Raw genomic sequence first — 19,051 nt, 5'->3', positions numbered from 1 at the left:
TAGATGTATTGTAATATAAAATAGTTGAACAGGAGTTTAATTTATTATGGAGGTGCTATGTCTAGTATGAATACGAATGAAAGAATTGTGCCCCTCCTACCATTAAGAGGCATTCTCGTATATCCAACGATGGTTCTGCATCTTGATGTAGGACGTGATAAATCGATACAAGCACTAGAGCAGGCGGCAATGGATGAAAATATCATCTTTTTAGCAATGCAAAAAGAAATGAATATCGACGATCCGAAAGAAGATGACATATATAGTGTAGGTACAGTGGCGAAAGTGAAGCAAATGTTAAAATTGCCGAACGGTACGCTTCGTGTCCTTGTAGAAGGTTTACATAGAGCAGAAGTAGTAGAGTTTATCGAAGAAGAAAATATAGTGCAAGTTTCTATTAAAACGGTAACGGAAGAAGTAGAAGATGATTTAGAAGAGAAGGCTCTTATGCGTACGTTACTGGAGCATTTCGAACAATATATTAAAGTTTCGAAAAAAGTTTCAAATGAAACATTTGCAACGGTAGCTGATGTAGAAGAACCGGGAAGACTAGCTGATTTAATTGCTTCTCACTTACCGATTAAAACGAAGCAGAAACAAGAGATTTTAGAGATTGTATCTGTGAAAGAACGACTACATACACTTATTTCAATTATTCAAGATGAACAAGAGTTACTTAGCCTAGAAAAGAAAATTGGACAAAAAGTGAAACGTTCAATGGAGCGCACGCAAAAAGAATATTTCTTACGTGAGCAAATGAAGGCAATTCAAACTGAACTTGGTGATAAAGAAGGCAAGGGCGGGGAAGTTGAAGAACTTCGTGAGAAAATTGAACAGTCAGGAATGCCTGAAGAAACAATGCAGGCTGCACTGAAAGAATTAGATCGTTATGAAAAATTACCTGTAAGTTCTGCTGAGAGTGGTGTCATTCGTAATTATATTGATTGGTTATTAGCTCTCCCATGGACAACAGCAACAGAGGATATGATTGACCTCACTCATTCGGAAGAAATTTTAAATAAAGATCATTACGGTCTTGAAAAAGTGAAAGAGCGAGTACTTGAATATTTAGCTGTACAGAAGTTAACGAATTCATTAAAAGGGCCAATTCTTTGTCTAGTAGGACCTCCTGGGGTTGGGAAAACTTCGTTAGCACGTTCTATTGCAACATCGTTAAATCGTAATTTTGTACGTGTTTCTCTTGGTGGTGTGCGTGATGAATCTGAAATTCGTGGTCACCGTCGTACATATGTAGGAGCGATGCCAGGACGTATTATTCAAGGTATGAAAAAGGCGAAAACAGTTAATCCAGTCTTCTTATTAGATGAGATTGATAAAATGTCTAACGATTTCAGGGGAGACCCATCAGCGGCGTTACTTGAAGTGTTAGATCCAGAACAAAACCATAACTTCAGTGATCATTACATTGAAGAGCCATATGATTTATCGAAAGTTATGTTCGTTGCAACTGCTAATACACTTGCAAGTGTTCCAGGCCCATTGCTTGACCGTATGGAAATCATTTCGATTGCTGGTTATACAGAACTTGAAAAGGTGCATATTGCTCGTGAGCACTTATTGCCGAAACAATTAAAAGAGCACGGTTTGCGAAAAGGTAATTTGCAAGTACGTGATGAAGCGCTTCTTGAAATTATTCGTTATTATACACGCGAGGCTGGTGTTCGTACGTTAGAGCGTCAAATTGCAAAAGTTTGCCGTAAAGCAGCAAAAATTATCGTTACAGCAGAACGCAAGCGCATTGTTGTAACAGAGAAAAATATTGTTGATTTACTTGGTAAGCATATATTCCGTTATGGTCAAGCTGAAAAAACAGACCAAGTTGGTATGGCAACAGGTTTAGCTTACACAGCAGCGGGCGGCGATACACTTGCAATTGAAGTGTCTGTAGCGCCAGGAAAAGGGAAATTAATTTTAACAGGGAAACTTGGGGATGTTATGAAAGAATCCGCACAAGCCGCGTTTAGCTATATTCGTTCTCGTGCAGAAGAACTTCATATTGATCCGGATTTCCATGAGAAAAACGATATTCATATTCATGTTCCAGAAGGAGCAGTTCCAAAAGATGGACCGTCAGCAGGTATTACGATGGCAACGGCACTTATTTCTGCACTAACAGGTATTCCTGTAAGTAAAGAAGTTGGTATGACAGGTGAAATTACACTTCGTGGTCGTGTATTACCGATTGGTGGTTTGAAAGAAAAAACATTAAGTGCTCACCGCGCGGGATTAACAAAAATTATTTTACCGGCGGAAAATGAGAAAGATTTAGATGATATTCCAGAGAGCGTAAAAGAAAACCTTACGTTTGTGCTTGCATCTCATTTAGACGAAGTATTGGAGCACGCATTAGTAGGAGTGAAACAATGAAAGTAACAAAAGCAGATATTGTAATTAGTGCCGTTAAACCGGAACAATATCCAGACAGTGATTTACCAGAAATTGCCTTAGCAGGTCGTTCTAATGTCGGGAAGTCTTCCTTTATTAATAAAATTTTAAATCGTAAAAAGTTAGTACGTATTTCTTCTAAACCAGGAAAAACGCAAACGCTGAACTTTTTCTTAATCAATGAAATGATGCATTTTGTTGACGTTCCAGGTTATGGATATGCGAAAGTATCTAAAACAGAGCGCGCGGCATGGGGCAGAATGATTGAGACTTACTTTACAACACGTACGCAATTAGACGCAGCTGTATTAGTAGTTGATTTACGTCACCAACCAACAAAAGATGACATTATGATGTATGATTTCTTAAAGCATTATGAAATCCCAACAATTATTATTGCAACGAAAGCCGATAAAATTCCGAAAGGGAAATGGCAAAAGCATTTAAAAGTTGTAAAAGAAACGCTTGCTGTTGAAATTGGCGATGAAATCGTTCTATTCTCTTCTGAAACAGGACTTGGAAAAGAAGAAGCATGGAAAGCAATTCATAAAATGACAAAAACAAAAAACGCGTGACGAATGTCGCGCGTTTTTTTTATTTACTAAACTTTTAGCGTACGTTTAATGTAACTTCAATATTTCCTCTTGTTGCTTTAGAGTAAGGACATACACCGTGAGCGGCTTCTACAAGTTCTTGTGCTTCGGCATGAGAAACACCAGCAACATGTACGTCAAGTACAGCAGATAGTCCGAAACCACCATCTGTATCTTTACCGATAGAAACGTGTGCAGCCACTTCTGTACTTTCCACCTTCATACGTTTTGTACGAATTACAAGTTGCAATGCACTATCAAAGCAAGCTGCATAACCAGCTGCAAATAATTGTTCTGGATTTGTTGCTTCTCCGCCTGCGCCACCTAATGCTTTTGGCATTTTTACATCAAGATTTAATATGCCATCATCTGAAACTACCTTACCGTTTCTTCCACCTGTTGCTGTTACTGAAGCAGTATATAATTTATCCATGTTTATTCCCCTTTTCTGTCATTAATTTTTTTCATTGTTTCAATTAATGTGTTTAATTGGATTAATAAAGAATGATATTCTTGCTCTGTAATTCCTAAATTTGTAGCCATCGTTGTTGGTAATGAACAAGCTATTTCTTTTAAATCTTTACCTTGTTCTGTTAATTCAATACAAACTTTTCGCTCGTCTTCTTTTGAACGAACACGTTGTACAAGTTTTAATGATTCCATCCGTTTTAACATAGGTGTTAAAGTACCAGAATCTAAAAATAGACGTTCTCCAATTTCTTTCACTGTTAGTCCGTCTTGTTCCCAGAGTACGAGTAAAGTAATGTACTGGGGATACGTAATGCCCATTTCTTCTAAATAGGGGCGGTAAAAACGGGTAACCTCTCTAGAACAAGCGTAAATAGAAAAACAAAGTTGGTTATCTAGATGCAAAGGATTTTCTTTCATAGGCAACTCCTTATATTTTTAAGTTGTGCACAATTTAATTTTGTAAAACCAATATAACGAAAAAGAAATACAATGTCAAATGCATTGCATCGAGAAAGTGAGTACTATATTTTGGAACAATCATACATATTTTCCTTCATGATGAAAGAAGATAGAAAAGATGATGTTATAATTAATATGGAATAGTTTCCATCACTTGATTATGAGGACTTTTTTTGGTAACGTACAAATAGAGTTATTATTTTATAATTATTATAAAGTAGAAAGTTCTTTATTAATCTTACTGAAGCTCCTTTATTACATATGGAGAATAAATAAAAAATAATCAGTTGTTCACACGATTGTCAGATTCATAAGAGGAAAGTTGTATTATGATAGTAGATAAAGTGATAAAACGGGTGAAGGGGGACATGCTGCGTGCATATTCTTGTTGTTAGTGTAAATTATCGAACAGCCCCTGTAGAATTTCGTGAGAAACTCACATTTCAGGCAGCAGAGCTAGAGCAAGCAATGACTACATTACAAAACCAAAAGAGCGTGCTAGAAAATGTCATTGTATCAACTTGTAATCGCACTGAGATTTACGCTGTTGTCGATCAATTACACACGGGACGGTATTACATTAAGAAGTTTTTAGCTGATTGGTTTCAGCTTGAAATAGAAGAAGTCGCACCATACTTGTCTATTTTTGAACAAGATGGCGCAATAGATCATTTATTCCGCGTAACATGCGGTTTGGATTCTATGGTTGTTGGAGAGACGCAAATTTTAGGTCAAATAAAAGATAGCTTTTTAGAAGCACAACAAGTAAAAGCGACAGGTACAATTTTTAATGAGTTGTTTAAGCAAGTGGTTACGTTAGCAAAACGTGCGCACTCAGAAACAACGATTGGTGAAAGTGCGATGTCTGTTAGTTATGCTGCTGTTGAGCTCGGAAAGAAAATATTTGGCGATTTAACAGATTGTCATGTACTTATTCTTGGTGCGGGTAAGATGGGTGAACTTGCACTGCAAAACTTATACGGAAGTGGAGCTCGTAAAGTAACGGTTATGAATAGGACGCTTACGAAAGCGGAAGTGATGGCTGAGAAATATATGGGACATGCAAAGCCTTTAAGTGAATTGCAATGTGCATTATTAGAAGCGGATATTTTAATTAGTTCAACGGGTGCATCAGAATATGTCATTACGAAAGAAATGATGACAAAAGTAGAGAGAATGCGCTCTGGTCGTCCGTTATTTATGGTTGATATTGCAGTACCACGTGATATTGATCCGGCGATTGATGAATTAGAAGGCTCTTTCTTATATGATATCGACGATCTGCAAGGTGTAGTTGAAGCAAACCGTGCTGAACGTTTAAAAGAAGCAGAGAAAATTCAATTTATGATTGAAGAAGAAATGGTTTTATTTAAAACGTGGTTAAGTACGCTAGGTGTTGTACCGTTAATATCAGCTCTTCGTGATAAAGCGCTAGCAATTCAAAGTGATACGATGGAAAGCCTTGAGCGAAAAATACCAAACCTTAGTGATCGTGAGAAAAAAGTAATTAGTAAACATACGAAAAGTATTATTAACCAATTGTTAAAAGACCCAATTTTAGTAGCTAAAGAATTAGCTGTTGAAGAGGGAGCTGGCGAAAAATTAGCTTTATTTGCGAAGATTTTTGATTTAGAAGTGGAAGAAGCGGGAAATACGGAAGAAGTAGAACATAAAAGAGCGTGGACACCATCCGTTCCATCTTTATAACTTGGAAGGATGATCGGATGAGTTTTTTAAATAACAGTATTATTTATCATATTGCAATTATTTTATATGCTTGTAGCATTAGTTTATATTTTATAGATTATTTCCAAAGTAACCGAAAGGCGAACCGCTTTGCTTTTTGGTTACTTTCGATTGTATGGGTTCTGCAGTCTATCTTTATGTTGCTTAGGGCTACAGATTCAGAAACGAATCCTATTTTAACTTTATTATCAGGGATTTATTTTTATGTTTGGTTATTGATTACGATGTCATTAGTCATTAATCGATTTATGCGTATTGACTTTTTAGTCTTTTTTACAAATGTTGTAGCATTTGGCGTAAGCGCTTTTTCTATTTTTACACCGCTCGGGAAGATGTCGCCAGTACTTGCAGAGCAACTAGTTTCAGAACTTGTATACGTGCATGTCGGTATGGCGATTATTTCTTATGCAACGTTTACTGTATCGTTTATTTTTTCTATTATGTATTTATTGCAATACCGACTATTAAAAAAGAAAAAGTGGAATGCGAGATTAAGAAGATTAGGAAATTTGCCGAAGCTTGAATCTATGTCTTACGGATTAAATTTATTTTCTGTTCCGTTTTTCTTATTAGCAATTATATTAGGATGCATATGGGGATATACAAAATTGGATAATTTCCATTGGTATGATACGAAAGTAATTGGGTCTTTTGTCGTTCTATTTGTATATTGCGTGGGCTTATATTTACGAGCGGCAGATGTGTTGCAAGGTAAGAAAATTGTGCAGTGGAATATCGGGGCATTTCTCGTAATGCTAGTTAACATTTTTCTATTAAGCAGTTTATCTAATTTCCACTTTTGGTATTTATAATGAGGAGAGAGAATTATGCGCAAAATTATTGTAGGTTCACGAAAGAGTAAACTAGCATTAACACAAACTAATTGGTTTATTGATCAATTAAAAGCGCTTGGTTTACCATATGAATTTGAAGTGAAAGAAATCGTCACAAAAGGTGATGTTATTTTAGATGTTACTCTTTCAAAAGTAGGCGGAAAAGGTTTATTTGTAAAGGAAATTGAACATGCGTTACTTACGAAAGAAATTGATATGGCTGTACATAGTATGAAAGATATGCCAGCTGTACTTCCAGATGGATTAACGATTGGTTGTACGCCAAAGCGCGTTGACCCTCGTGATGCTTTTATTTCTAAAAACGGAGAATCGTTTAAAGACTTAGCAGAAGGCGCGATCTTAGGAACGAGTAGTTTGAGACGTAGTGCACAACTACTAGCTGCGAGACCAGATTTACAAGTGAAATGGATTCGTGGGAATATCGATACACGCTTACGTAAGTTAAAAGATGAAGATTACGATGCAATTATTTTAGCGACAGCTGGATTACAGAGAATGGGCTGGGACGGAGAAGTTATTACAGAACATTTAGATGAAACGTTATGTGTACCAGCCGTAGGACAAGGTGCATTAGCGATTGAATGTCGTGAGGATGATACGGATTTACTTCAGTTGTTAGCGCATATTAATGATGCAGTAACAGAAAGAACAGTGGCTGCTGAACGAGTATTTCTTCATAAACTTGAAGGTGGATGCCAAGTTCCAATCGCTGGATATGCAACTCTTAAAGAAAATGATGCAATCGAATTAACAGCGCTTGTCGGTTCTATGGACGGTTCTGTTTTATTGAAAGAGATAGTAGTAGGCAATGATCCGAAGCAAGTTGGATTAGAGGCTGCGGACCGTTTAATTAAACAAGGAGCAAAAGAGCTCATCCTTGCTGCAAATAAGGAGCAACAATAAATATGAACGCTCTCGCTGGCAAAACAGTATTGATTACACGTGCCCAGCATCAAGCGAAACAAATGAGTGTAGCAGTGAAAGAAAGGAGCGGAATTCCATTGGAAATTCCGCTTTTGCGTATGAAAGGCACATCTCATAGGCAAATTCAACGTATAACAAGGCAACTACATTCGTATGACTGGGTTATTTTTACGAGTAAAAATGGTGTAGCTTTTTTTCTAGATGGTTTAGAAACAAAAATACCATTAACTATTAAAATCGCTGCGGTAGGCGTGAAAACAAAATTAGAGTTAGAAAAAAGGGGCTATCAAGTTCATTTTGTTCCGACCTCGTTTGTTGCAGAAACATTTGCCGAAGAGTTTCTAAAAGAATTAAGTGGAAACGAGCGTATTTTATTTCCGAAAGGGAATTTAGCAAGAGATGTAATCCCGGTTAAACTTAGGGAGTTTGGTGTTTTTCTAGATGAGTTAATTGTATATGGTACGAAGGTGAATGTAGAGAAAAAACAAGAACTTATAACAGCATTGAAATTAGGAGAAGTAAATATTATTACATTTACGAGCCCTTCAACTGTTGATAGTTTTGTTCGTTTACTTGAGGGTACAAACTGGAGAGAATGGACGAAAAAATGTACAATTGCTTGTATAGGGCCTATTACGGAAAAAGAGGCGAACCTCTATTTTCCACATGTTATTGTGCCAAAAGAGTACACTGTAGAAGCATTACTGCAATGCATTTGTGAATCTATAAAATAAAAGAATGGGGATAGAAATCTATGAATTCTTTACAATTTAATCGTCATCGTCGTTTAAGACAAAGCGGGGGCATGCGTGCGCTTGTACGTGAAACATTTTTACATACAGAAGATTTTATTTACCCTATTTTTGTATTAGAAGGAGAAAATACTCGTAATGAAGTTCCTTCTATGCCAGGCGTATATCAAATGTCTTTAGATTTATTGCAAGCTGAAATGCAAGAGGTCGTTGATTTAGGTATTCGTTCTGTTATTGTATTTGGTTTACCTGCTGAAAAGGACGAAGTTGGATCATCGGCATATTGTGAGCATGGAATTGTACAGCGTGCAATTAAGCAAATTAAAGATGAGTTCCCAGAGCTAGTAGTAGTTGCAGATACATGTTTATGTCAATTCACAAGCCATGGTCATTGCGGTGTTATTGAAGATGGCGTTATTTTAAATGATGAGTCTCTTGCAGCTCTTGCAAAAACAGCTGTAAGTCAAGCGAAAGCAGGGGCAGACATTATTGCACCATCTAACATGATGGACGGATTTGTAACAGCAATTCGCCATGCATTAGATGAAAATGGTTTCGCGCACGTACCAGTTATGTCGTACGCTGTGAAATATTCATCAGCATTTTACGGACCGTTCCGTGATGCAGCACACGGTGCACCGCAGTTTGGTGACCGTAAAACATATCAAATGGACCCAGCGAACCGTATGGAAGCATTCCGTGAAGCAGAATCAGATGTAATGGAAGGGGCAGACTTCTTAATTGTAAAGCCAGCTCTTTCTTATCTAGATATCGTTCGTGATGTGAAAAATAACTTTAACTTACCAGTCGTTGCTTATAACGTAAGTGGTGAATATTCGATGATTAAAGCAGCAACACAAAATGGTTGGATTAATGAAAAAGAAGTTGTACTTGAGAAATTAATTAGCATGAAACGCGCAGGAGCAGACTTGATTATTACGTATCATGCAAAAGATGCAGCAAGATGGTTACAAGAAGGAGGCGCTAAATAATGAAAAAATTTGATAAGTCGATTGCGGCGTTTGAAGAGGCTCAAAATTTAATGCCTGGAGGCGTAAACAGCCCTGTTCGTGCTTTTAAGTCTGTTGGTATGAATCCGCTGTTTATGGAGCGCGGAAAAGGCTCTAAAGTATATGATATCGATGGGAATGAATACATCGATTACGTATTATCGTGGGGACCTTTAATTCATGGTCATGCGAATGATCGTGTTGTTGAGGCTTTAAAAGCTGTTGCTGAAAAAGGAACAAGCTTTGGTGCACCAACAGAAATTGAAAATAAATTAGCGCAGCTTGTTATTGAGCGTGTACCATCAATTGAGATTGTGCGTATGGTTAACTCTGGAACAGAGGCGACAATGAGTGCACTACGTTTAGCTCGTGGTTACACTGGACGTAACAAAATTTTGAAATTCATTGGTTGTTATCACGGTCATGGTGATTCTTTATTGATTAAAGCAGGTTCGGGTGTAGCAACGCTAGGTTTACCAGATAGCCCTGGTGTACCAGAAGGTGTAGCGAAAAATACGATTACAGTAGCGTATAACGATTTAGAAAGTGTAAAATATGCTTTCGAACAATTCGGTGATGACATCGCTTGTATAATTGTAGAACCAGTGGCAGGGAATATGGGTGTTGTTCCCCCGCAACCAGGGTTTTTAGAAGGACTTCGTGAAGTGACAGAGCAAAACGGTGCACTACTTATTTTTGATGAAGTAATGACAGGATTCCGTGTTGCTTATAATTGTGGACAAGGTTATTACGGTGTAACTCCTGACTTAACTTGTTTAGGTAAAGTAATCGGTGGTGGCTTGCCGGTAGGAGCATACGGTGGGAAGGCAGAGATTATGCGTCAAGTTGCACCAAGCGGACCGATTTACCAAGCTGGAACATTATCGGGTAATCCACTTGCAATGACAGCAGGTTATGAAACGTTAGTGCAGTTAACGCCAGAATCATATGTGGAATTTGAGCGTAAAGCAGAAATATTAGAGGCTGGACTACGTAAGGCAGCTGAAAAGCATAATATCCCGCATCACATTAATCGTGCAGGTTCTATGATTGGTATTTTCTTTACGGATGAGCAAGTTATTAATTATGATGCAGCAAAATCTTCAAACTTAGAATTCTTTGCAGCTTACTATCGTGAAATGGTAGAACAAGGTGTATTTTTACCACCTTCTCAATTTGAAGGTTTATTCTTATCGACAGCACATAGTGATGCAGATATTGAGGCGACAATTGCAGCGGCCGAAATTGCAATGTCAAAATTAAAAGCATAATTTCTTAGAGAAAATCGCTTTCCATTAGGGGAGCGATTTTTTTTATTCATAAAGTAGCCTTAGGGAACATAAATCTGTAATGACATATAGTTTGGGAGGGGGAAAAGAAGTGGCAACAGATCATTCATTACGATTTTCATTAAAAGAATCTGTTTGGTTCCAGAAGGGACAGGAAGTCGAAGAACTTTTGTCAATTTCGTTAGATCCAGACGTTGAGATAGAGGAGCTCGATCATGAAGTTATCGTGAGGGGGCAATTAGATTTAACGGGAGAGTACGTTGCAAGGCAAGATGATTCAGCTTATTCATTAAGAGAGCTATCACCAGCAAAGGCAATTGATTATGTAGAAACAAGGGGAGACGGGGTTAATGAGCTTGTCCATTCCTTTCCGCTCGAAATATCAATTCCAAGAAATCGAGTGAAAGTAATTGAAGAATTATATGTATCAATCGAGGAATTTGATTATGAATTAAAGGAAAATGGTTGCTTACAACTATTAGCGGATATATCTATTACAGGCTTATGTGATGAGGAAAGAACCGAGGATGAAGAGGAAGAGACGGTGTATGCTGAGTTGGAAGCTGATTCAGCTGAAGAGGATGAAAGTAGACCTGTGCTGCACGAAGAGGTACCAGTCTATAAAGAATCAGATGGATGGGAAGATTATGCATTTGAACCGTTTCAGCTAGAGGAAAGAAAAGAGCAAGAAATAGAAGAAGAGGCATTAGAAGAACATGAACTTGTGGAGCGTGAAGAGGAGCAAGAAAAGACGCCACAATTTGAATTGTTCGGGCGGAAAAATTTCAAGAAAGAAAAAGCGAAAAAGCAGGAAGAGCCAGAGGAAGAAGCATATTCACAGCGAGATGAAAATGCACTTTATTTAACGAAATTATTTACGAAAGAACCAGAAGAAGAATTTACGAAGTTAAGAATGTACTTCGTACAAGAAGGAGATACAATTGAATCGGTTGCAGAACGTTATGAAACGACTGTACAAAGCTTATATCGTGTAAATCAATCAGAAGATATATATTTAACTACAGGGCAAATTATATATATTCCTGTTTCAAAAGCAACAGTGAAATAAGTGAGTGAGTTTTTTCACTCACCTCTTTTCTTTTCCTAGAAGCTATGTTTTGAATAAGAAAGGGTTATTCGTATGGATATTGAATTACGAAATCGCTATGAACCCATTGTGAGGCAATATAGATTGGACACTCAGCATATGGAAGAGCACGGAAGTGTAATGAAAATTTATACGAATCAAGGTCCGTATGCGTTAAAGAAAATACAAGATAGAAAATTAGAGCGGAATAATTTTTTACACCATATTCAATATTTGAAGGAGAAAGGTTTTTCGAATTATGTACCTATCTATCACACGACGGACGGGAATTATGTTTTAAGTGATGGGGCGTATAGCTATTATTTAATGCCTTGGTTAGAACGTGCGGAAGGAAACGGCGAAGATAATGATCAATACCATAAGATGTTTCAAACGCTCGGGACGTTGCATCAAAAAACGGTGAAAGAGGAGACTTATACAGAAGAAGATTTAGAAAAACATTATACAAATATATCCGACCGTTGGGAAAATGATGGCGAGATATTAGAAGAGTTTCTCATAGAATCTGAAGCGAAGTGGTATATGTCTCCATTTGAATTACAATATTGTACGTATTATCACCACGTTATGAGAGCACGTGAGTTCGCAACGAAACAATTAAGTGAATGGCATGATGCAATGAAAGAAAAGGAAAAAACACGTACTACTTTCGTTCATGGAAATGTATCGCTTAATCACTTTTTATTTGATTATGAACGAAACGGTTATTTTATTAGTTTAGAAAAGTCTCAGTTTGCTACACCGGTACAGGATATCGTCAGCTTTTATTCAAGGTCTTTGAACACATATCCAATTGCGCGGAGCGACCGCTTTGAATGGTATCAAATGTATCAAAAAAATTTTCCATTTACGAAAGAGGAGCAGCTTCTTATGTTTGCGTATATGACGTACCCGTCGCATTTTATTCGGCAAATTCAGTCGTATACGAAAAGAAGAAAGAGTCGTAATGAAGAAAATGAGCTTCGCGGGGTGAAAATTCTGCAGCAATCGCATTGGCTCATTAGTAATACAGAATATTTCCTTTCGCAATTACAAGCTGCCCAGCAAGGGAACGGATAAAGAAGATAAGTAGGGAGAACCCTGCTTATCTTTTTTTATTAGTTCCATAAAGAGATAAAAGCCGTAGTTTCAAATTTATCTTGACGAATAAGGTTTCGTTTTTTACACTATTGTATATAATAATTAACAATCACATAAATGCATTGAAGGGGAAGAGTATAACATGAAACGTCTTCAGAGAGGGGAACCATTGGCTGGGAGGTTCTCTAGATAGTTATGTTAGAAGGTAGCCCTGGAGCATCTTTTCTGAACGGAATGATTCTTATTAGGAAAAGACGGATTTGTCCGTTATCAAATTAAGAGTATAAGCAAATTCTGAATTTGTTTGTAAATAAAGGTGGTACCGCGATGTCCCTCGTCCTTTTTTGGATGAGGGGCATTTTTTATTTTAAGGAGGGAAAATAATGTCAAACACGGAAAATAATTTACCAACTAAATATGATCATATGTCCGTTGAAGAAGGCCTTTACAAGTGGTGGCTTGAAGGCAAATATTTCGAAGCAACAGGAGATGAGAAGAAACAACCATATACAATTGTAATTCCACCTCCGAACGTAACTGGTAAGTTACACTTAGGTCACGCCTGGGATACGACGCTTCAAGATATTTTAACTCGTACAAAGCGTATGCAAGGTTACGATGTATTATGGCTTCCAGGAATGGATCATGCTGGTATCGCAACGCAAGCGAAAGTAGAAGGGAAACTTCGTGAAGAAGGTATTTCACGTTACGATCTTGGTCGTGAGAAATTCCTTGAAAAAGCTTGGGAATGGAAAGAAGAATACGCTTCTCACATTCGTCAACAATGGGGGAAAGTTGGTTTAGGACTAGACTATTCTCGTGAACGCTTCACATTAGACGAAGGTTTATCTAACGCTGTTAATAAAGTATTCGTTCAATTATATGAAAAAGGCTTAATTTACCGCGGTGAGTATATCATCAACTGGGATCCAGCAACACGCACAGCTCTTTCTGATATTGAAGTAATTCATAAAGAAGTTCAAGGTGCATTCTACCATATGAACTATCCGCTAACAGACGGTTCTGGTCACATTCGCCTTGCAACTACTCGTCCAGAAACAATGCTTGGTGATACAGCGGTAGCAGTTCATCCAGAAGATGATCGCTACAAACATTTAATCGGAAAAACAGTTACACTTCCAATCGTAGGCCGAGAGATTCCGATTATTGCTGATGAATACGTAGAAAAAGACTTCGGAACAGGCGTTGTGAAAATTACACCAGCTCATGACCCGAATGACTTTGAAGTAGGTAACCGTCATGACTTACCACGTATTTTAGTAATGAACGAAGATGGAACGATGAACGAAAAAGCTGGTAAGTATAACGGTATGGATCGTTTCGAATGCCGTAAAGAGTTAGTGAAAGACTTACAAGAAGCTGGCGTATTAGTAGAAATCGAGCCTCATATGCACTCAGTAGGTCATAGTGAGCGTAGCGGTGCAGTTGTTGAGCCTTATTTATCAACACAATGGTTCGTAAAAATGGCTCCACTTGCAGAAAAAGCGGTAGAACTTCAACAAAAAGAAGAAGAAAAAGTAACGTTCGTACCAGAGCGTTTTGAAAACACATACTTACGCTGGATGGAAAACATTCATGACTGGTGTATTTCTCGTCAATTATGGTGGGGACACCGCATTCCAGCTTGGTATCATAAAGAAACTGGTGAAGTATACGTAGGTACAGAAGCGCCAGCAGATCTTGAAAACTGGAATCAAGATAATGACGTGCTTGATACATGGTTCAGTTCAGCATTATGGCCATTCTCAACACTTGGCTGGCCGAATGAAGATGCAGCAGACTTTAAAAAGTTCTATTCAACAGATGCTTTAGTAACTGGTTATGACATCATCTTCTTCTGGGTATCTCGTATGATTTTCCAAGGTTTAGAGTTTACAGGAGAGCGTCCATTTAAAGATGTATTAATTCACGGTTTAGTTCGTGATGAGCAAGGACGTAAAATGAGTAAATCTCTTGGTAACGGTATTGATCCGATGGATGTTATCGAGAAGTACGGTGCAGATGCGATGCGTTACTTCTTATCAACAGGAAGTGCACCAGGTCAAGATTTACGTTTCAGCATGGAAAAAGTAGAATCTACTTGGAACTTCATTAATAAAATTTGGAACGCATCACGTTTCGTATTAATGAACATGGATGACATGAAGTATGAAGAAATCGATTTAACTGGTGAAAAATCAGTTGCAGATAAGTGGATTTTAACTCGCTTAAACGAAACAATCGAAAGTGTAACACGTAACATGGATAAATATGAGTTCGGTGAAGCTGGTCGTTCATTATACAACTTCATTTGGGATGATTTCTGTGACTGGTACATTGAGATGGCGAAACTTCCACTATACGGTGAAGATGAAGCAGCTAAGAAAACAACTCGTTCGATTTTAGCTTACGTATTAGACCAAACAATGCGTCTATTACATCCATTCATGCCATTTGTAACAGAGAAAATTTGGCAGCATTTACCGCATGAAGGCGAGTCTATTACAGTAGCAGCATGGCCAACAGTTCGCGAAGATTTACAAGATAAAGAAGCGGCAGCGGAAATGCACCTTCTAGTTGATATCATTCGCTCTGTTCGTAACATCCGTGCGGAAGTAAATACGCCAATGAGCAAAAAAGTTCAAATGCAAATTAAAGCAAAAGACGAGGCAGTACTAGCCCAGCTTACGAAAAATAGCTCTTACATTGAGCGTTTCTGTAACCCAAGTGAACTAACAATTAAGATTGATTTACAAGCGCCAGAAAAAGCGATGACTGCAATCGTATCAGGTGCAGAGTTATTCTTACCGTTAGCTGATCTTATCAATCTTGATGAAGAGAAAGCGCGTCTTGAAAAAGAACTTGAGAAGTTTGGTAAAGAAGTAGAACGTGTACAGAAGAAACTTTCAAACCAAGGATTCGTAGCGAAAGCTCCTGCAGAAGTTATTGACGGAGAGCGTGCGAAAGAGCAAGATTATCTAGAAAAACGCGAAGCGGTTCGTCAACGTCTAGCTGATCTTGAGAAATAAAAATGTTTTTCAGAGACTCACTATATTGGTGAGTCTCTTTTCTTTGCGTATAATAGAAGTATGAAGGTTGTCTTTTGAAAGGGGAATAACACACGTGATACATACATACGAAGAAGCGATAAACTGGATTCATAGCCGATTGAAATTTGGGATAAAACCAGGGCTAGAAAGAATGCAATGGATGTTAGAAGAACTCGGAAATCCAGAGCGTCATATAAAATGTGTTCATCTAGCCGGCACAAATGGAAAAGGTTCAACTTTAACATACATGCGCTACATGTTAGAAGGTGCGAAATATAAAGTAGGATCGTTTACATCGCCTTACATAGAAACATTCAATGAACGTATTAGTGTAAACGGAATACCGATTGCAGATGAAGAGATTGCAGAACTTGTAAATATGGTAAAGCCAGTCGTTGAAAAATTAGATGAGACGGATTTAGGAGAAGCGACTGAGTTTGAAATTATTACAGTAATGGCAATTTATTATTTCGGTAGAGTTAATTTCTGTGATGTCGTTTTATTTGAAACGGGGCTTGGGGGAAGATTTGATTCTACAAATGTTATTCATCCGGTTCTCACGATTATTACGAATATCGGTCACGATCATATGCATATTTTAGGCAATACACTAGGAGAAATTGCATATGAAAAGGCAGGGATTATTAAGTCTGGTGTTCCAGTTATTACTGGTGTGAAAAATGAAGAAGCATTGCAAGTAATTCAAAAGGTTGCTAAGGAAAATCATGCAAGCTTATATGAATTTGGAAAACAGTTTACAACATTACATAAACATTCTAATAAAGATGGGGAACATTTTGATTTTGCTTGTCCATTCGCCTCGTTTGAAAATGTTCGGATTTCAATGAAAGGTATTCATCAAGTAGGCAATGCAGCGCTAGCACTTATGGCAGTCATGTATTTAAAAACATATTTATCATTTTTAATTAATGAAGAGGAAATAAAAGCTGGCTTACAAGAAGCATACTGGATTGGTCGATTTGAAAAGTTACAAAGTAATCCAGATATTATAATAGATGGTGCTCATAATCCAGAAGGTATTGAAAGTCTTGTAAAAACAGTAGAGGCACATTATAAAAAGAAGAATGTAATAGTTTTATTTACTGCTCTTGGTGACAAACAGTTACATAACATGGTAGGGCAATTAGAAAAAGTTGCTGATGAAATAATATTTACGACGTTTGCCTTTGATCGTGCCATTTCTGCTGACAAGCTTGCATCGTATTCACAACAAGAATCAAAATTAGTTTTTGAAGATTGGAAAGAGGCAATTGATACAAAAGTTGATATGATTGGAGAAAATGATGTCTTTATCATAACAGGTTCTCTTTATTTCATTTCTGAAGTTCGAAAATATATTCGCGAGAAAAACTAGATAGTCTTTGCTATCTAGTTTTTTGTTCTACAAATGAAGTCAAATGCATACATATAAGATAATAATATAGGGTTATTTGACGAATTCCTCTGACAAATATCTCGTTTTTTTGTGGAATGAATATGATATGATGCGGACAATGACAAGAGGTGAGGTGTGAGTGTATGGACAAGCAATCACGAACGATCTCGGTGAAAGTAAATGGAACAGAAGCGAAGTATGAGGAAAAAAAGAAGGATGAGTTTGACTGGATGGTAGCAGAAAGTGAGAGACCGAAAAATGTCGTTCCGTTTCAAAAAGCGAAATCAGTATCTATGGAAAAATATCGAAAGAAGTGGAGCAATACGATAATCGCAATCGTTGCAACTGCAATAATTATTGGTACTGCATTTGGGATGGGTATGATTCATTTATTAACTGGACAAGGGACGACAGAAGAAGGTAAGGTAACGGCTTCGAAGCAGGCAGGTAATGAGGAACAAAAGGTGGGTGGAACGGCAGAACAAACACCAACACCGAAAGAGGAAAAACCAAAAGCACAGGTAGGAACGTCATTAGACCCAATGAAACTATTTTTCGTTCAAGGAGGGCTTTATTCCTCTGAAGAAAAAGGACAGGCTGCTATTGAAGAGTGGAAAAGTAATGGGGGCGTGGCTACTTTGAAACCGAGTGGTGATAAGTATGCGTTAGTTGTTGCTATTACGAGCGATGAACAGGCTGTTAATCAATTAATAGATCAGTATAAGCAAGATGGTGTTTCAGTTTTGAAAAAAAATTGGGATATTACAGATAAAGCATTGCTCAAAAATGATAAAGAAGTAGGAATGTTTTTAGCGAAAGTGCAGCCATTATATACTCATTTAGCAAAATATGTGTCCAGCGTACAAACTAGTGGAAAAAGTAATCCAAAAGATATAGAAGCGATTCAAAAAGAGTGGAAAGCTATGGAAAAGGAAGGGAAGAGTATGAAGCGTGAAGATGCAAAGAAGCTTTATATGTATACGTCAATAGCGGTGCAAACGATTAAGGAAGGGAAGAGCGATAAGGAATCTGTAGCTAAATTAAATCAAGTTATTATTGATGGTATACTTTCGTATGAAAAAATGGTTTCACAAAAAGTAAAATAATAAGATAATGATGAAGGGGAAAGAAGTACATATACTTCTTTCTTTTCTTTTGAATTTAGAACAAAGTGCTTTCTGTATGGGCAGCATATAATCGTATTTAAAAAGAACTATTATTTTGTTTAGAGAAAATGATATTTCTAGAATTTGTGGGGAAACTATTCCTTTGATACGATTGATTTGAATTATTCTGCTTCATGTGAGAAGGGAAGGAGAAAATATGAGGAAAATTATTTTAGCTTCAGGGTCACCTAGGAGGAAGGAACTGCTTGAATTAGCAGATGTGCCATTTGACATCGTTGTTAGTGAAGTAGAAGAGAAGATTGGTGCATATTCATCACCTTCTGATATTGTCATGTCGCTTGCTTTGCAAAAAGCATCTGCTGTGGCAGAAAACCATAGTAATCAAGTTGTACTAGGTGCAGATACAATTGTTACATATGATTCGCGTATTCTTGGAAAGCCGTCTAATGGGGCTGAGGCGAAAGAAATGTTACAATTATTATCAGGGAAAACACACGAAGTATACACAGGTGTTGCAATTATATCGAAAGAAAAAACTGTAACTTTTTATGAACGTACAGAAGTAACATTTTGGGGATTAACAGAAGAAGAAATAGACGTATACGTTGCATCGAAGGAACCACTTGATAAGGCAGGAAGCTATGGAATTCAAGGTAAAGGGTCTATTTTTGTTCAACATATTCAAGGGGACTACTACAGTGTAGTTGGCTTGCCAATTGCACGTCTTGTCCGTGAATTAAAACAGTTTGATAGCGATGTAACCCATGTGTAAAATTGCATGGGGTT

General features: G+C 37.4%; 16 protein-coding genes and 1 other annotated feature. Of the genes, 14 read left to right on the top strand and 2 right to left on the bottom strand.

Features of this window, described 5'->3' with window-relative positions; all coding sequences use genetic code 11:
* The first annotated feature begins 57 nt into the window (after positions 1 to 57).
* Complete coding sequence (lon, locus tag DET63_RS01475) at positions 58 to 2,388, top strand: endopeptidase La (protein WP_002067361.1); 2,331 nt, start codon at positions 58 to 60, stop codon at positions 2,386 to 2,388.
* The gene (yihA, locus tag DET63_RS01470; protein ID WP_002088829.1) at positions 2,385 to 2,981 is read left to right on the top strand and encodes a ribosome biogenesis GTP-binding protein YihA/YsxC; all 597 of its coding nucleotides are present in this window, start codon (positions 2,385 to 2,387) and stop codon (positions 2,979 to 2,981) included. The genes lon and yihA overlap by 4 nt, the downstream gene beginning before the upstream one ends.
* A 34-nt stretch (positions 2,982 to 3,015) precedes the next feature.
* Here yihA and DET63_RS01465 read toward each other — a convergent pair whose 3' ends face one another.
* Positions 3,016 to 3,432, bottom strand: a complete 417-nt coding sequence (locus tag DET63_RS01465; protein ID WP_002067365.1) for an organic hydroperoxide resistance protein — start codon at positions 3,430 to 3,432, stop codon at positions 3,016 to 3,018.
* A 2-nt stretch (positions 3,433 to 3,434) separates the two neighbouring features.
* Entirely contained in the window at positions 3,435 to 3,887 is a 453-nt protein-coding gene (locus DET63_RS01460) for a MarR family winged helix-turn-helix transcriptional regulator (protein ID WP_002015350.1), read from the bottom strand.
* Positions 3,888 to 4,304: 417 nt separating this feature from the next.
* Here DET63_RS01460 and hemA point away from each other — a divergent pair, with 417 nt between their 5' ends.
* The 12 genes from hemA (at position 4,305) to DET63_RS01395 (ending at position 19,037) form a co-directional block, all read left to right on the top strand.
* Positions 4,305 to 5,636: a glutamyl-tRNA reductase gene (gene hemA, locus DET63_RS01455; protein WP_002034196.1), complete on the top strand. Its 1,332-nt coding sequence runs from the start codon at positions 4,305 to 4,307 to the stop codon at positions 5,634 to 5,636.
* A 17-nt stretch (positions 5,637 to 5,653) separates the two neighbouring features.
* The gene (locus DET63_RS01450; protein WP_002015354.1) at positions 5,654 to 6,487 is read left to right on the top strand and encodes a cytochrome c biogenesis protein; all 834 of its coding nucleotides are present in this window, start codon (positions 5,654 to 5,656) and stop codon (positions 6,485 to 6,487) included.
* Between the two features lie 15 nt (positions 6,488 to 6,502).
* Positions 6,503 to 7,432, top strand: a complete 930-nt coding sequence (hemC, locus tag DET63_RS01445) for a hydroxymethylbilane synthase (protein ID WP_002034194.1) — start codon at positions 6,503 to 6,505, stop codon at positions 7,430 to 7,432.
* A 2-nt stretch (positions 7,433 to 7,434) separates the two neighbouring features.
* Positions 7,435 to 8,187 carry a uroporphyrinogen-III synthase gene (hemD, locus tag DET63_RS01440; RefSeq protein WP_113935653.1) on the top strand — a complete coding sequence of 251 codons (753 nt, stop codon included), beginning with the start codon at positions 7,435 to 7,437 and terminating at the stop codon, positions 8,185 to 8,187.
* Positions 8,188 to 8,207: 20 nt separating this feature from the next.
* Complete coding sequence (gene hemB, locus DET63_RS01435) at positions 8,208 to 9,197, top strand: porphobilinogen synthase (protein ID WP_113935652.1); 990 nt, start codon at positions 8,208 to 8,210, stop codon at positions 9,195 to 9,197.
* The gene (gene hemL, locus DET63_RS01430; RefSeq protein WP_002138492.1) at positions 9,197 to 10,486 is read left to right on the top strand and encodes a glutamate-1-semialdehyde 2,1-aminomutase; all 1,290 of its coding nucleotides are present in this window, start codon (positions 9,197 to 9,199) and stop codon (positions 10,484 to 10,486) included. The genes hemB and hemL overlap by 1 nt, the downstream gene beginning before the upstream one ends.
* A gap of 79 nt (positions 10,487 to 10,565) precedes the next feature.
* A complete protein-coding gene (gene spoVID / locus DET63_RS01425) occupies positions 10,566 to 11,573 on the top strand; it encodes a stage VI sporulation protein D (protein ID WP_181777885.1) in 1,008 nt (335 codons plus the stop codon).
* A 72-nt stretch (positions 11,574 to 11,645) separates the two neighbouring features.
* Entirely contained in the window at positions 11,646 to 12,671 is a 1,026-nt protein-coding gene (gene ysxE, locus DET63_RS01420; RefSeq protein WP_002088823.1) for a spore coat protein YsxE, read from the top strand.
* 134 nt (positions 12,672 to 12,805) lie between these two features.
* Positions 12,806 to 13,037, top strand: a binding site (T-box leader).
* Positions 13,038 to 13,075: 38 nt separating this feature from the next.
* Positions 13,076 to 15,721 carry a valine--tRNA ligase gene (locus tag DET63_RS01415; RefSeq protein WP_002143265.1) on the top strand — a complete coding sequence of 882 codons (2,646 nt, stop codon included), beginning with the start codon at positions 13,076 to 13,078 and terminating at the stop codon, positions 15,719 to 15,721.
* 94 nt (positions 15,722 to 15,815) lie between these two features.
* Entirely contained in the window at positions 15,816 to 17,117 is a 1,302-nt protein-coding gene (locus DET63_RS01410) for a bifunctional folylpolyglutamate synthase/dihydrofolate synthase (protein WP_113935651.1), read from the top strand.
* A 164-nt stretch (positions 17,118 to 17,281) separates the two neighbouring features.
* On the top strand, positions 17,282 to 18,244 hold the full coding sequence (locus DET63_RS01405; RefSeq protein WP_113935650.1) for a stage II sporulation protein B: 963 nt from the start codon (positions 17,282 to 17,284) through the stop codon (positions 18,242 to 18,244).
* Positions 18,245 to 18,461: 217 nt separating this feature from the next.
* Positions 18,462 to 19,037 carry a Maf family protein gene (locus DET63_RS01395; RefSeq protein WP_002143262.1) on the top strand — a complete coding sequence of 192 codons (576 nt, stop codon included), beginning with the start codon at positions 18,462 to 18,464 and terminating at the stop codon, positions 19,035 to 19,037.
* The last annotated feature ends 14 nt before the right edge of the window (positions 19,038 to 19,051 follow it).

Source organism: Bacillus sp. DB-2 (assembly GCF_003315125.1).
Taxonomy (GTDB): Bacteria; Bacillota; Bacilli; order Bacillales; family Bacillaceae_G; genus Bacillus_A; species Bacillus_A mycoides.
The sequence above is the reverse complement of the archived record's forward strand: the minus strand, read 5'-3'. Positions and strand labels throughout refer to the sequence as shown.

What these genes read in the sequence shown, in the direction of transcription:
- DET63_RS01395 (WP_002143262.1), top strand. Translation starts at nt 18,462, where the DNA reads ATGAGGAAAATTATTTTAGCTTCAGGGTCACCTAGGAGGAAGGAACTG.
- lon (WP_002067361.1), top strand. Translation starts at nt 58, where the DNA reads ATGTCTAGTATGAATACGAATGAAAGAATTGTGCCCCTCCTACCATTA.
- spoVID (WP_181777885.1), top strand. Translation starts at nt 10,566, where the DNA reads ATGACATATAGTTTGGGAGGGGGAAAAGAAGTGGCAACAGATCATTCA.
- hemL (WP_002138492.1), top strand. Translation starts at nt 9,197, where the DNA reads ATGAAAAAATTTGATAAGTCGATTGCGGCGTTTGAAGAGGCTCAAAAT.
- DET63_RS01450 (WP_002015354.1), top strand. Translation starts at nt 5,654, where the DNA reads ATGAGTTTTTTAAATAACAGTATTATTTATCATATTGCAATTATTTTA.
- hemD (WP_113935653.1), top strand. Translation starts at nt 7,435, where the DNA reads ATGAACGCTCTCGCTGGCAAAACAGTATTGATTACACGTGCCCAGCAT.
- hemB (WP_113935652.1), top strand. Translation starts at nt 8,208, where the DNA reads ATGAATTCTTTACAATTTAATCGTCATCGTCGTTTAAGACAAAGCGGG.
- DET63_RS01465 (WP_002067365.1), bottom strand. Translation starts at nt 3,432, where the DNA reads ATGGATAAATTATATACTGCTTCAGTAACAGCAACAGGTGGAAGAAAC.
- DET63_RS01460 (WP_002015350.1), bottom strand. Translation starts at nt 3,887, where the DNA reads ATGAAAGAAAATCCTTTGCATCTAGATAACCAACTTTGTTTTTCTATT.
- ysxE (WP_002088823.1), top strand. Translation starts at nt 11,646, where the DNA reads ATGGATATTGAATTACGAAATCGCTATGAACCCATTGTGAGGCAATAT.
- DET63_RS01405 (WP_113935650.1), top strand. Translation starts at nt 17,282, where the DNA reads ATGGACAAGCAATCACGAACGATCTCGGTGAAAGTAAATGGAACAGAA.
- hemC (WP_002034194.1), top strand. Translation starts at nt 6,503, where the DNA reads ATGCGCAAAATTATTGTAGGTTCACGAAAGAGTAAACTAGCATTAACA.
- yihA (WP_002088829.1), top strand. Translation starts at nt 2,385, where the DNA reads ATGAAAGTAACAAAAGCAGATATTGTAATTAGTGCCGTTAAACCGGAA.
- DET63_RS01415 (WP_002143265.1), top strand. Translation starts at nt 13,076, where the DNA reads ATGTCAAACACGGAAAATAATTTACCAACTAAATATGATCATATGTCC.